Below are 12,569 nucleotides of genomic sequence, written 5' to 3' on the forward strand. Positions count from 1 at the left end.
TCCGGCACCCGGCGGCGCCGCACTGGTCCGCACCGGATCCGCGCCCCCCGGCACCATGGCGTCCGCCGCCTGCGGCAGCTTGATGCCGGGCATCGCGGCGGTGTGGCGGCCGGGCGGCGCCGGGCGTATCAACGGGGAGATGGCGGCGGTGCCCGCCAGCATCGGAGCCGTCAGCTCGTACACCGAGTCGCGGGAGCGCAGGGGCTGCGCGGGGGCTCCGGGCAGCAGTGGTCCCGTCACCTCCGTCGGCGCGACCGGCGCCGACAGCGCGCCGGGGCGCTGGCCCTGCGCCGACAGCGGATTGCCGCCGCCGCGACGGCGCACGGAGTCGGGGGTGGCCGCGGAGCCCGAACCCTGGGTGCGCTGCGGGGTGACATTGCTCCCCGAGCCGCCCGCGCGGGTGTCGCCCGAGTCCACGGGGACGCCGACCGTGACGCCACCGAGGGCGATCGCGGCCATCGACACCGCACCCGCCGCCGCGAACGCGAAGCGGCGCCCGCGCCAGACCGGACGCTCCGTCTCGTGTCGCCGGTTGACCTCGTGGATGCGGAAGCCACGCTGCTCACTGGGGAGCACCGCGGCATGGGCTCCGGCCGGGGCGTACTCCACGAAGGGGTCGGTGCTCACGCCGAAGATCCCGTTCCGCGGAAGTCCCGCGGAATCAGTTGCTCCGGTGGCGAACCCGTCCCCGTCGCCGGGTCCTCCGGACGGCCCGGAACCGCCTCCTGGAAGACCTTGGAGGCGGGCGAGGAAACTCTCGGTGGGCGGCGGCGGTGCCGCCTGCGCGAAAACGCTCTTCAGGCGACGCTGCGCGTCGGCCTCCGTCTTGCACATCGGACAGGTCGCCAGATGTGCGAGGACGCGCTCGCGCGCGTCATGACCCAACTCGCCGTCCACAAGGGCTGCGAGCCGGTCCCCCAGATGCTGCTCGGCCTCGGCTACATGCCGCTCGGCAGGATTCGACCGTGATCCACTCACTCGGTCGCGCCCCCTCCTCCCAGCGCCACGGCTCCCGTGACCGCGAGCGAACGGCGCTCGGCGCGGGCCTCGGGAGACCGGTGCTGGAGGGCCTTGCGCAGCTGCGAACGGCCCCGGTGGATACGGCTGCGGACCGTACCGAGCTTGACGCCGAGGGTTGCGGCGATCTCCTCGTACGAAAGGCCCTCGATGTCGCAGAGGACAACGGCCGCACGGAACTCGGGCGCAAGGGTGTCCAGCGCCTGCTGGACGTCCGCGTCGAAGTGCGTGTCGTTGAACACCTGCTGGGGCGACGGCTCGCGGCTCGGCAGCCGCTCCGCGGCGTCGTCCCCGAGCGCGTCGAAACGGATGCGCTGCTTGCGGCGCACCATGTCCAGGAAGAGGTTCGTGGTGATGCGGTGCAGCCAGCCCTCGAACGTGCCGGGGGTGTAGGTCGAGAGGGACCGGAAGACACGGACGAAGACCTCTTGCGTGAGGTCCTCGGCGTCGTGCTGGTTGCCGGTCAGGCGGTACGCCAGGCGGTACACGCGGCCGCTGTGCGTGCTGACGATCTCCTCCCAGGTGGGCGGAGTCCACGCCTGCGATTCCGCGTCAGCGGCAAAGGTCGCGGTCTGAGCGGAGTCGTTGGCACGGATTCGGTCAGCGGTGTCGGTCACGGATTTCGGCTCACCCGCCAATCCGAGAAAGCGCCGGAGCACTCCTCCCCGATCCGCGGACGCAGCCGCACCTCCCCTGTCGGCTCTGGTGGTGTCCAGTGGAGCCCCTACCATAACCACCTCGCCCGTTAGCTCCGGATAAGCGTTTTTACGTGAATTTGGTACGGGCTTCGCTGCAGGTGTCCTGCCCCTGCGAGCCGCCCACTTCAAGTCTTGATCCATCCGTTACCCCCGCTGCGCGTCCACCCCCTATAAACGCGCGGTCCCATCTGCGGGTTCCCGCCCCCAACGGATACAGTCACGGCCAGGCAACCACGGGGACAGGAGAGGGCCATTACCGGCAACCGGCAGACGGGCTGGGCGTTCGCCGACGCCTTTGTCGCCGAGGACGAGGCTGTGCGCTGGGCCCGGGAGCGGGCCCGGGAGGCAGGCCTGCCCTCGGTGTCTCCCGGCACCGGCGCCGCGCTGCGCATGCTCGCCGCCACGGCTGACGCGAAAGCGGTGGCCGAAATCGGTACGGGCACGGGAGTGTCGGGGATCCATCTGCTGCACGGCATGCGGCCCGACGGCGTGCTGACCACCGTCGACCCCGAGCCCGAGCGCCAGCAGTTCGCCCGGCAGGCCTTCCGCGCGGCCGGGTTCGCGGGCAACCGCGCACGGTTCATCCCGGGCCGCGCCCTCGACGTACTGCCGCGCCTCGCGGACGGCGGGTACGACCTCGTGTTCTGCGACGGCGACCGTCTGGAGTCCCTCGAATACCTCGCTGAATCGTTGCGCCTGTTGCGGCCCGGCGGCCTCGTCTGCTTCGAGGGCGTCTTCGCGGACGGCCGGACGGTCGACTCGGGGCCCCAGCCCGTCGAGGTGCTGCGCCTGCGCGAGCTGCTGCGCGCGGTGCGCGAGAGCCAGGACCTGATCCCCTCGCTGCTCCCTGTGGGCGACGGCCTGCTCTGCGCCGTCAAACGGTGATCCCCGGGCCCGCCGTCAAACGGTGACCCCCGGCCCCACCGGGCCGCCCACACCCCCGTACAACCCCGCACACCCCCCTAAAACAGCACTGCCCCGGCATCGTCGTACGATGCCGGGGCAGTGAAAAGAGTGTGCGCGCTTCCGCGTCAGCCGACGACCTTCTTCAGGGCGTCGCCGAGCGCGTCGGCCTCGTCCGGAGTCAGTTCGACGACAAGTCGTCCGCCGCCTTCGAGCGGAACGCGCATGACGATGCCCCGCCCCTCCTTGGTCACCTCGAGCGGGCCGTCGCCCGTCCGCGGCTTCATGGCCGCCATGCTCGTTCCCCTTCCTGAAACCAGCTCATCGCAGCCGACAACCCAGGTGTCACCGGCATCGAACACATTGCTTCCAGGCCATTATCCCGCATGGCAGGACCCGATGACCAACATCGGTCGGCATCGCTTGGGCAACGCGCGCCCGCAAAACCACCCAATTCGGCGATGTGGCTGCGATACTTCGCCGCCCCATACGCCTCAGGGGCCCGGAATTCTTTGACGCAGGTCACATAGATGACCTCATGCCGGACCCCGATGATCTCCGTCATGCTGAGCTCCTACGCACTGGACCAACGGAGGGGACCATCATGGCCGACAGCGTGCTCTACGAGGTGAGTGACGGCCTCGCGACGATCACGATCAACCGTCCCGAGGCGATGAACGCCATGAACACGGAGGCCAAGGTGGCCCTCCGGGAGGCCGCGCTGGCGGCCGCCGCCGACGAGGCCGTGCGCGCGGTGCTGCTCACCGCGACGGGCCGCGCCTTCTGCGTGGGCCAGGACCTCAAGGAGCACATCGGCTTCCTCGCCGCGGACCGCGAGGCGGGCACCGGGCAGACCATGAGCACGGTCAGGGAGCACTACAACCCCATCGTCCGGGCGCTCACGGGCATGCAGAAGCCGGTCGTGGCGGGCGTCAACGGCGTCGCCGCGGGGGCGGGCCTCGGCTTCGCCCTCGCCGCCGACTACCGGGTGGTCGCGGACACCGCCAAGTTCAACACTTCCTTCGCGGGCGTCGCGCTGACCGCCGACTCGGGCGTCTCCTGGACGCTGCCGCGGGCGATCGGCCCCGGCCGGGCCGCGGACCTGCTCCTCTTCCCGCGCAACATCGACGCACGGGAGGCGTACGACCTGGGCATCGCCAACAAGATCGTGCCCGCCGCCGACCTCGCCGCCGAGGCAGCCCAGGTGGCCCGCGCCCTGGCCGAGGGCCCCACGCTGGCCTACGCGGCGCTGAAGGAGTCCCTCGCCTACGCGGCGGGCCACTCCCTGGACGAGGCGCTGGACAAGGAGGACGAGTTGCAGACCAGGGCGGGCGCGTCCGAGGACCACACGATCGCCGTCCAGGCCTTCATCGCCAAGGAGAAGCCCAAGTACCTGGGGCGCTGAGTGCGCTCAGGGCGCTGATCGGCAGCGGTTACGACGCCTCGCGGGCCACGCAGTCCGCGAGGTGGTCGTCGACCAGGCCGCAGGCCTGCATCAAGGCGTACGCCGTGGTGGGGCCGACGAAGCGGATGCCGCGCTTCTTGAGGGCCTTGGACAGGGCCGTGGACTCGTCGGTGATCGCGGGCACGTCGGCGAGGGTCCGCGGGATGCCGCGGGTCGCCGGGTCCGGCGCGAAGGACCAGATCAGGGAGTCCAGTTCGCCCTCGGGCCAGTCGGCGAGCACGCGCGCGTTGGCGAGGGTCGCGTCGACCTTGGCGCGGTTGCGGATGATCCCCGGGTCGGCGAGGAGCCGCTCGCGGTCCTTGTCGGTGAACTCCGCCACCGAGGCGATCCTGAAGTCGGCGAAGGCGGCACGGAAGCCCTCGCGGCGGCGCAGGATCGTGATCCAGGAGAGGCCGGACTGGAAGGCCTCCAGGCAGAGCCTCTCGTACAGCGCGTCGTCGCCGTGGACCGGGCGGCCCCACTCCTCGTCGTGGTACGTCACGTAGTCCTCGGTGGACAGGCCCCAGGGGCAGCGAAGGCCGCCGTCCGGGCCCGGAACCGCGCCGCTCTCGGTGCTCACTGGTCGTCACCCTTCTTGTCCTCGGCCTCGCCCGGTTCGTGCCCGTCGAACAGGGCGGGGCCCGCCACCGCGGTGGCCTGCGCCCCGGCAAGGGCGGCCTCCAGCTCGGCGATGTGGGCGTCCCGCTCGGCGAGCTCGGCGCCGAGGCGGCCGAGCACGTCGTCCACCTCGCCCATGTGGTAGCCCCGCAGGGTCATCGGGAAGCGCACCGCGTCGACGTCCGCGCGGCGCAGCGGCCGGTCCGCGGGCAGCGGGTCGGTGAACCGCTCGGGCGCGGCGTCGGGCAGCGCTCCGCTCTCGCCGCCGCCGATCACGGCGAGGGTCACCGCGCCGACCACCACGACGAGCGCGATGACCAGGAACAAGAACAAGACCATCTCTTCAGGCCCTCACGCTCGACTGCCCGTGCTCAAACTGTCAGGGTCCGATCGTGCCACGTGGCTCTGACAGTTAAGGTCACAGGCGGCCGCACCGCGACTAGGACCCAGGAGGGCCGCAGGGGATGCTCAGGCTTGGCAGGCGCGAGTTCGACGCGCACGAGCCGGTGATCATGGCGATCGTCAACCGGACCCCGGACTCCTTCTACGACCAGGGCGCCACGTTCCGCGACGAACCCGCCCTCGCGCGCGTGGAGCAGGCCGTGGCCGAGGGCGCCGCGATCATCGACATCGGCGGGGTCAAGGCGGGCCCGGGCGACGAGGTGAGCGCCGAGGAGGAGGCGCGCCGCACGGTCGGGTTCGTCGCCGAGGTCCGCAAGCGGTTCCCCGATGTGGTGATCAGCGTCGACACGTGGCGGCACGACGTCGGCGAGGCGGTCTGCGAGGCGGGTGCCGATCTGCTCAACGACGCGTGGGGCGGCGTTGATCCCAAGCTCGCGGAGGTCGCCGCGCGGTACGGGGCGGGTCTCGTCTGCACGCACGCGGGCGGCGCCGAGCCGCGCACGAGGCCGCACCGCGTCACGTACGACGACGTGATGGCGGACATCCTGCGCGTGACGGTCGGCCTGGCCGAGCGCGCGGTGGAGCTCGGCGTGCCGCGCGAGTCCGTGATGATCGACCCGGGCCACGACTTCGGCAAGAACACCCGGCACAGCCTGGAGGCCACCCGCAGGCTGGAGGAGATGGTGGACACGGGCTGGCCCGTCCTGGTCTCCCTGTCCAACAAGGACTTCGTGGGCGAGACCCTCGACAGGCCGGTCAAGGAGCGCGTGATCGGCACCCTCGCGACGACGGCGGTCTCGGCCTGGCTGGGCGCGCAGGTGTACCGCGTGCACGAGGTCGCGGAGACGAAGCAGGTCCTGGACATGGTGGCGACGATCGCGGGGCACAGGCCCCCGGCGGTCGCCCGCCGAGGGCTCGCGTGAACTCCCCGAAGGGGAGTCTGTAGCTACTTCCCGACTTCCTTCGTCACCAGGGAGATGGCCTCCTCGACGTCGTCCGTGACGTGGAAGAGGAGCAGGTCGGCCTCGGAGGCCTTGCCCTGGGCGATGACCGTGTTCTTGAGCCAGTCGATCAGGCCGCCCCAGTACTGCGACCCGAAGAGGACGATCGGGAACCGCGTGACCTTGCGGGTCTGGACGAGGGTGAGCGCTTCGAAGAGCTCGTCCAGGGTGCCGAGGCCCCCGGGCAGGACCACGAAGCCCTGCGCGTACTTCACGAACATCGTCTTGCGGACGAAGAAGTACCGGAAGTTCACGCCGATGTCGACGTAGGGGTTGAGACCCTGCTCGAAGGGCAGCTCGATGCCGAGGCCGACCGACATGCCCTTCGCCTCGACGGCGCCCTGGTTGGCGGCCTGCATCGCGCCGGGCCCGCCGCCCGTGATCACCGCGAAACCGGCCTCCACGAGCGCCTTGCCGATCTCGACGCCCGCGGCATACTCCGGAGAGCCCTCTCCGGTGCGCGCCGACCCGAACACGCTGATCGCGGGCGGAAGTTCGGCAAGGGTGCCGAAGCCCTCGATGAACTCGGACTGGATCCGCAGGACTCTCCAGGGATCCGTGTGGACCCATTCGGAGGGTCCGTCGGAGTCGAGGAGACGCTGATCGGTGGTACCGGCCTGCACCTGGTCCCGCCGGCGCAGCACCGGGCCGAGCCGCTGCTCCTCGGGACGCCTACTTGCAGCGCGGGCAGCACTGTCATCGGAATTGCTCATCGTCTGCTCCCTCCATGCGTACGTCTGTCACAGCGTAGGTCTACGCGGGTTACGTACGAGGGACCTCGGGATGTCCGGCACCAGGAGCCTCGTGTGCCTACGACGTCAGCCAGGACCGCAGCTTCTCCTCCGCAAGGGGGATGAGGGACGCCTCGACGCGTTCGTCGATCTTGTGCGCGAGCAGCGGGTTGCCGGGGCTGTAGTTCACCGCGGGCACGCCGAGCGCGCTGAAGCGGGAGACGTCCGTCCAGCCGAACTTGGGGCGTGCCTCGCCGCCGACGGCCGCCATGAAGGCCGCGGCGGCCGGGTGGGTGAGGCCGGGGCGGGCCGCGCCCGTGTGGTCGTCGACGATGAACTCGTCGACGCCGCAGTCCGCGAAGTAGTCGCGTACAAAGGCGAGCGCCTCGTCCTCGCTGCGGTCCGGGGCGTAGCGGAAGTTGACGGTGACGGTGCACTCGTCGGGGATGACGTTGGTGGCGACGCCGCCCTCGATGCGGACGGCGTTGAGGCCTTCGTGGAACTCCAGGCCCTCCACGACCGGCTTGCGGGGCTCGTACGCGGCGAGCTTCTGGAGGATCGGGGTGGCCGCGTGGATGGCGTTGGAGCCCATCCACGCGCGCGCGGAGTGCGCCCGTACGCCCTTGGTCTTCAGGAGGACGCGCAGGGTGCCCTGGCAGCCGCCCTCGACCTGTCCGTCGGTCGGTTCGAGGAGGACGGCGAAGTCACCGGCCAGCCAGTCGGGGTGGGCCTCGGCGACGTGTCCGAGGCCGTTGAGGTGCGCGGCCACTTCTTCGTTGTCGTAGAAGACGAAGGTGAGGTCGCGGTTGGGCTCGGTCACCGTCTGCGCGATGCGCAGCTGGACGGCGACGCCCGACTTCATGTCGCAGGTGCCGCAGCCCCACAGGACACCGTCCTCGTCGAGGCGGGACGGCACGTTGTCCGCGATCGGCACCGTGTCGATGTGCCCGGCGAGGATGACCCGCTCCGTGCGGCCGAGGTTCGTCCGGGCCACCACGTTGTTGCCGTGCCGGTCGACCGTGAGGTGCGGCAGGGCGCGCAGGGCCGTCTCGATGGCGTCGGCGAGCGCCTTCTCCTCGCCGCTCGGGGACGGGAAATCGACCAGTCGCGCGGTCAGCTCCGCGGCGTCGAGCGTGAGGTCAAGCGGTGTGTGAGGCATGCCGACGACCCTAAGCCAGCGGTCGGTCCTGGCTGTCGGTGGACTCCAGTACCTTGGACGCGTGCCTGAGCCCCCCACCCTCGTCCGGCGCGGCCGTCTCGTGCGTATCGGGGCCGCGGCCGCCGTGCTGCTCGCCGTCGTGGGCTATGTGGCGCTGCAGTACGTGTACGGGGGCAAGCCCGAGCCGCGGTGCACGGTGGTGTCGGCTAAGGGCGACGGCGCTTCGTACACCTTCACGGCCGAGCAGGCGGAGAACGCCGCGACGGTCGCGGTGGCCGGTACCTCGCGCGGGATGCCCGAGCGCGCGGTGACCATCGCGCTCGCCACCGCGCTGCAGGAGTCCGGTCTGCGCAACATCGCGCACGGGGACCGGGATTCGCTCGGCCTCTTCCAGCAGCGCCCGTCACAGGGCTGGGGCAACGAACGCCAGATCATGGACCCGGCGTATTCGGCGGGCCGTTTCTACGCGCACCTGGCCGAGGTCCCGGGCTATTCGCGGCTGCCCCTCACGGTCGCCGCGCAGCGTGTGCAGCGCAGCGGATTTCCGCAGGCCTACGCCAAGCACGAGCCGGACGCCGCGCTGCTCGCCGCCGCGCTGACGGGCCGCGCGCCCGCCACGTTCAGCTGCGAGGGGCGCCCGGACACGGACCCCGGCGGCCCCACGAAGGTGCGCGCCGCGCTGCTCCGCGACTTCGGCCGCGAGGTGCACCCCGGCGCGGCCCGGGGGCGCACGGTCACGGTGCCGGTGCCCGCTCCCCTGGCCACCGACCGGGCCCCGCAGCGCGGCTGGGAGCTGGCGCACTGGGCCGTGGCGCAGTCGTCGGCGCTGCACATCGAGCGGGTCTCGTACGGCGGGCGGGAGTGGCACTCCGGAGGGCCGGGAAAGTGGCGCCGAGCGGACCCGGAAGCGGCGAAGAACGGGGCCGCGGGGCCGGGCGGGGCCATGGACGAGGTCCGGATCATCACCGGCCAGTAGTGCGACGGGTCCCCCGATGGGGGCATGCCGAGTGCTACGGACCGACACCCTGTCCGACTTTCCCTCCCGCGTCCCTCCAAAACCCCGAATCCCTTGAGATCACCAGGGATGAAGGTTTCTGCAGCGGATCGGCCCTGAAGCTCTTTGCCCGTTTTTATCCGCAGCCGATTATGCGACGCATTGCCAACTCTTTACGTTGGCGCACCGAAACCTTCGCGGACTTCGAGCGGTAGTCACTGCGTCCGATCGCCGGAAGCCGTCCGGTGGAACGCCGGATCCGATCCGGCCGGACAACCCAACGTTCTCTCCCGTCTGAAGGAGCATCATGTCCCTCCCCCTGACCCGCCGGATCGCCCGTGCCGCGCTGCTCAGCGCCGCGGGTGCAGCTTCCGTGGTCGGTGCGGCCGGCTCCGCGAGCGCCGTTGATCTTCCCGCCAGTCCCGACCTGGGCGGCATCTCCGCCATGGACGGCGACGGCCTCGGCAACACCGTCGACGATGCGGCTCAGAACGTCAGCAACCTCGCCGGTGACACCGGCAGCAAGGCCGTGAAGAAGTCCGTCCCGACCGCGGGCAAGGCCGTGGGCCGGGTCGGCAAGACCGCCACCCCGGCCGCCCAGCAGGCCGCGGGTGACGTCGCGGGCGGCGCGGGCAAGGCGCTCGGCGAGACCGCGGACTCGGCCACCGGTGGCGGCCTGCCCACCGACTCGCTGACCCAGGGCGGCCTCCCCACCGACCAGCTGCCGGTCAAGAGCCTCCCCCTCGGCTGATCGCCCGGCACGCACACAGAGGGCCCGGAGCCATTGGCTCCGGGCCCTCCGCCGTGCTCACGCCGCTGGACTCACGGCTGCCGTGCTCACGCCAGGCGCTCGACCGCCGCGGCGACGCGCTCGTCCGTCGCCGTCAGGGCGACACGCACGAAGCGGTCGCCCGCCGGGCCGTAGAAGTCACCGGGCGCCACCAGGATGCCAAGACCGGCGAGGTGGCCCACGGTGTCCCAGCAGGACTCCTCGCGGGTGGCCCACAGGTACAGGCTCGCCTCGCTGTGCTCGATCCGGAAGCCGTGCTTCACCAGGGCGTCGCGCAGGGCGGTGCGCCGGGCCGTGTACCGCGCGCGCTGCTCGCGCACGTGCTCGTCGTCGCCCAGCGCCGCCACGACGGCCGCCTGGGTCGGCGCGGAGGTCATCATGCCGCCGTGCTTGCGGATCTGCAGCAGGTCCCCGAGGACGGCCTCGTCACCGGCGACGAACGCCGCGCGGTAGCCCGCCAGGTTGGACCGCTTGGAGAGCGAGTGGACGGCGACGATCCCGTCGTACGAACCGCCGCACACGTCCGGGTGCAGGACCGAGACCGGCTCGGCCTCCCAGCCGAGCTCCAGGTAGCACTCGTCGCTGACGAGCAGCACGCCGTGCTCGCGCGCCCATGCGACGGTACGGGTGAGCTCCTCGCGCGAGAGGACCCGGCCGGTCGGGTTCGAGGGCGAGTTGAGCCACAGGAGCCTGAGGTTCGTCGGGTCGAGCTCGGTGGGGTCGTCGTAGGCGACGTACTCGGCGCGGGCCAGGCGGGCGCCCACCTCGTACGTCGGGTAGGCGAGCCGCGGGTAGGCGACCACGTCGCCCGGGCCGAGGCCCAGCTGCGTCGGGAGCCAGGCCACCAGTTCCTTGGATCCGACGACCGGCAGCACGTTGCGGTGCGTGAAGCCACGGGCGCCGAGCCGCCGCTCGCACCAGCCGGTGAGCGCGTCACGCAGCGCGGGCGTGCCCCAGACGGTCGGATAGCCCGGCGAGTCCGCGGCCGCGATCAGCGCTTTCTGGATCAGCTCGGGGACCGGGTCCACGGGGGTGCCCACCGACAGGTCGACGATGCCGCCGGGGTGGGCGGCCGCCGTGGCCTTGTACGGCTCGAGCTTGTCCCAGGGGAAGGTGGGAAGCCGGTCGGAGACTGCGGACACGTGGTGACTCCCGTGCTGGTACTGGTCGTTGCAAACGCCTCGGTCCCGTGCGGCGAAGATGCCGTACGGGACCGGGGCGACGCTCGGGCTGCCGTTACTGGTTCTGCGGCGGCAGGGCGGCGATGAAGGCGTGGTCGCGCTCGATCAGACCGAGCTTGCTCGCGCCACCGGGCGAACCGAGCTCGTCGAAGAACTCGACGTTCGCCTTGTAGTAGTCCTTCCACTCCTCAGGAGTGTCGTCCTCGTAGAAGATCGCCTCGACCGGGCAGACCGGTTCGCAGGCTCCGCAGTCGACGCATTCGTCCGGGTGGATGTACAAGGACCGGGAGCCCTCGTAAATGCAGTCGACCGGGCACTCCTCGATGCACGCCTTGTCCTTGACGTCGACACAAGGCTGCGCGATGACGTAGGTCACGCTGTCGTTCCTCCTCGATACGGGCGTTGGCGGGCCGTCCTCAGGCTCCGCTCGCCTGGCGCGCGGGAGCGCGGCGTCGTCGATGCCCACCCCTAGTATCTCCGTTCCCGGGCATGATCCGAACAGGAGGGGCTTACAGAGCTGTGGAATTCACTGCGGGCGGACGTCTCGAGGTCCGCATCACCCCTGCTGACGTGGGCAAACGAGTCTCTGTACGGCGCTTGAGCGACGCTTTGATCTCGGGTGAGAAGTTCACCGACACGGTGGGCGTTCTCGCATCGTGGAACGACGGTGTGGTGCTCATCACACGGCGGGACGGCGAAAGCGTCCGCATCCCGGAGCGCTCCCTGGTCGCCGGAAAGGTCGTGCCTGCCGCGCCGGCCCGCCGCAGGGGCCCCGCCGCCTCGTACGAGGAGCTGGCGCGCGTGTCCGCCCGCGCCTGGCAGCCGGTGGAGAGCGAACGCCTCGGGGAGTGGGAGCTGCGGTCGGCGGCGGGATTCACCAGGCGGGCCAACTCCGTGCTGCCGCTCGGCGATCCCGGGCGGCCGCTGGAGGAGGCGCTCCGGTACGTCCGCGAGTGGTACGCGGACCGCGGCCTTCCGCCGTACGTCCAGACCGCGACCGGCGCCGAAGGCACCCAGGAGCTGCTCTGCGCCGCGCTGGAGGAGCACGGCTGGACGCGCGAGGTGAGCACCCAGCTGCACATCGGCGCCCTCGCCCCGGTCGCGGACCTGGACGCGGACACGGACCGCGTGACGCTGTCCCGGTCCTTCGACGAGCCGTGGCTGCGGCGGTACAAGCGGTTCGGGGTTCCCGGGCCGCATGTGCTCGAGGTGCTGGCGGGCGGGCCCTCGGTATGGTTCGCTTCCGTGCCCGGGAGCGGTGACGCTCCGGCCGCCATCGGGCGGTGCGTGGTGGACGGACGCTGGGCGGGCTTCATGGCGGTCGAGGTGGCCCCGGAGCACCGGCGCGAGGGGCTCGCCACCGCGGTGATGACCGCGCTGTCCCGGCAGGCCCTGGCCGAGGGCGCATCGGCGGCCTGGCTGCAGGTCGAGGACGACAACGACGGCGCGCGGGCGCTGTACGACGGGATGGGCTTCGCCGCGCATCACGCCTATCACCACTACCGGTACGGCCCCGCCTGAGCGGGAGCGGCAGAGCAGCAGAGCGACAGAGCGGCACGACCGACGGAACAAGGCACGGCACAGCAGAGCACGGCACGGAAACAGCGCCCGGCGAGGGCAGACACGAGGCA

The 12,569-nt window shown here is 71.3% G+C and carries 15 protein-coding genes and 1 pseudogene; 6 read left to right on the forward strand and 10 right to left on the reverse strand.

The window, feature by feature from the left end; translation table 11 throughout:
* Positions 1-120: 120 nt before the first annotated feature.
* Both ABZV77_RS04745 and sigE read right to left on the reverse strand, forming a co-directional pair.
* A pseudogene (locus ABZV77_RS04745) lies at positions 121-897 on the reverse strand (zf-HC2 domain-containing protein); the annotation flags it as partial.
* Between the two features lie 77 nt (positions 898-974).
* A complete protein-coding gene (gene sigE, locus ABZV77_RS04750; RefSeq protein ID WP_356250340.1) occupies positions 975-1,748 on the reverse strand; it encodes an RNA polymerase sigma factor SigE in 774 nt (257 codons plus the stop codon).
* A 153-nt stretch (positions 1,749-1,901) separates the two neighbouring features.
* Between sigE and ABZV77_RS04755 the strand changes: the two genes are divergently transcribed.
* Positions 1,902-2,600 (forward strand): O-methyltransferase, encoded by a 699-nt coding sequence (locus ABZV77_RS04755; RefSeq protein WP_356252279.1) that lies wholly within the window; start codon positions 1,902-1,904, stop codon positions 2,598-2,600.
* Positions 2,601-2,746: 146 nt separating this feature from the next.
* Here ABZV77_RS04755 and ABZV77_RS04760 read toward each other — a convergent pair whose 3' ends face one another.
* Together ABZV77_RS04760 and ABZV77_RS04765 are read right to left on the reverse strand one after the other, a co-directional pair.
* A complete protein-coding gene (locus ABZV77_RS04760) occupies positions 2,747-2,914 on the reverse strand; it encodes a DUF3117 domain-containing protein (protein ID WP_003966491.1) in 168 nt (55 codons plus the stop codon).
* Complete coding sequence (locus tag ABZV77_RS04765) at positions 2,902-3,183, reverse strand: hypothetical protein (protein ID WP_356250342.1); 282 nt, start codon at positions 3,181-3,183, stop codon at positions 2,902-2,904. Before ABZV77_RS04765 ends, ABZV77_RS04760 begins: the two co-directional genes overlap by 13 nt.
* 39 nt (positions 3,184-3,222) lie before the next feature.
* Here ABZV77_RS04765 and ABZV77_RS04770 point away from each other — a divergent pair, with 39 nt between their 5' ends.
* Positions 3,223-4,023 carry an enoyl-CoA hydratase-related protein gene (locus tag ABZV77_RS04770; RefSeq protein ID WP_356250344.1) on the forward strand — a complete coding sequence of 267 codons (801 nt, stop codon included), beginning with the start codon at positions 3,223-3,225 and terminating at the stop codon, positions 4,021-4,023.
* Between the two features lie 28 nt (positions 4,024-4,051).
* Here the strand turns inward: ABZV77_RS04770 and ABZV77_RS04775 are convergent, their stop codons facing one another.
* Positions 4,052-4,642 (reverse strand): DNA-3-methyladenine glycosylase I, encoded by a 591-nt coding sequence (locus tag ABZV77_RS04775; protein ID WP_356250346.1) that lies wholly within the window; start codon positions 4,640-4,642, stop codon positions 4,052-4,054.
* Entirely contained in the window at positions 4,639-5,019 is a 381-nt protein-coding gene (locus ABZV77_RS04780; protein ID WP_356250348.1) for a DivIVA domain-containing protein, read from the reverse strand. The genes ABZV77_RS04775 and ABZV77_RS04780 overlap by 4 nt, the downstream gene beginning before the upstream one ends.
* Positions 5,020-5,144: 125 nt before the next feature.
* Here ABZV77_RS04780 and folP point away from each other — a divergent pair, with 125 nt between their 5' ends.
* The gene (gene folP, locus ABZV77_RS04785; protein ID WP_356250350.1) at positions 5,145-6,005 is read left to right on the forward strand and encodes a dihydropteroate synthase; all 861 of its coding nucleotides are present in this window, start codon (positions 5,145-5,147) and stop codon (positions 6,003-6,005) included.
* A 23-nt stretch (positions 6,006-6,028) separates the two neighbouring features.
* Here the strand turns inward: folP and ABZV77_RS04790 are convergent, their stop codons facing one another.
* Complete coding sequence (locus ABZV77_RS04790; RefSeq protein ID WP_356250352.1) at positions 6,029-6,796, reverse strand: TIGR00730 family Rossman fold protein; 768 nt, start codon at positions 6,794-6,796, stop codon at positions 6,029-6,031.
* 97 nt (positions 6,797-6,893) lie between these two features.
* Positions 6,894-7,973, reverse strand: coding sequence for a succinyl-diaminopimelate desuccinylase (dapE, locus tag ABZV77_RS04795; protein WP_356250354.1), 1,080 nt, complete (start codon positions 7,971-7,973; stop codon positions 6,894-6,896).
* Between the two features lie 61 nt (positions 7,974-8,034).
* On the opposite strand from dapE, the gene ABZV77_RS04800 reads away from it, so the two are divergent.
* Both ABZV77_RS04800 and ABZV77_RS04805 read left to right on the forward strand, forming a co-directional pair.
* Positions 8,035-8,949, forward strand: a complete 915-nt coding sequence (locus ABZV77_RS04800) for a heavy metal transporter (protein ID WP_356250356.1) — start codon at positions 8,035-8,037, stop codon at positions 8,947-8,949.
* A gap of 325 nt (positions 8,950-9,274) precedes the next feature.
* Positions 9,275-9,718, forward strand: coding sequence for an ATP-binding protein (locus ABZV77_RS04805; protein WP_356250358.1), 444 nt, complete (start codon positions 9,275-9,277; stop codon positions 9,716-9,718).
* 86 nt (positions 9,719-9,804) lie between these two features.
* Here the strand turns inward: ABZV77_RS04805 and ABZV77_RS04810 are convergent, their stop codons facing one another.
* Both ABZV77_RS04810 and fdxA read right to left on the reverse strand, forming a co-directional pair.
* Complete coding sequence (locus ABZV77_RS04810; protein WP_356250360.1) at positions 9,805-10,899, reverse strand: bifunctional succinyldiaminopimelate transaminase/glutamate-prephenate aminotransferase; 1,095 nt, start codon at positions 10,897-10,899, stop codon at positions 9,805-9,807.
* A 94-nt stretch (positions 10,900-10,993) separates the two neighbouring features.
* Positions 10,994-11,314 (reverse strand): ferredoxin, encoded by a 321-nt coding sequence (gene fdxA, locus ABZV77_RS04815; protein ID WP_030573070.1) that lies wholly within the window; start codon positions 11,312-11,314, stop codon positions 10,994-10,996.
* A 143-nt stretch (positions 11,315-11,457) separates the two neighbouring features.
* On the opposite strand from fdxA, the gene ABZV77_RS04820 reads away from it, so the two are divergent.
* On the forward strand, positions 11,458-12,459 hold the full coding sequence (locus ABZV77_RS04820; RefSeq protein WP_356250362.1) for a GNAT family N-acetyltransferase: 1,002 nt from the start codon (positions 11,458-11,460) through the stop codon (positions 12,457-12,459).
* Positions 12,460-12,569 lie beyond the last annotated feature (110 nt).

This window comes from Streptomyces sp. NPDC004732 (genome assembly GCF_040609235.1).
GTDB lineage: Bacteria > Actinomycetota > Actinomycetes > Streptomycetales > Streptomycetaceae > Streptomyces.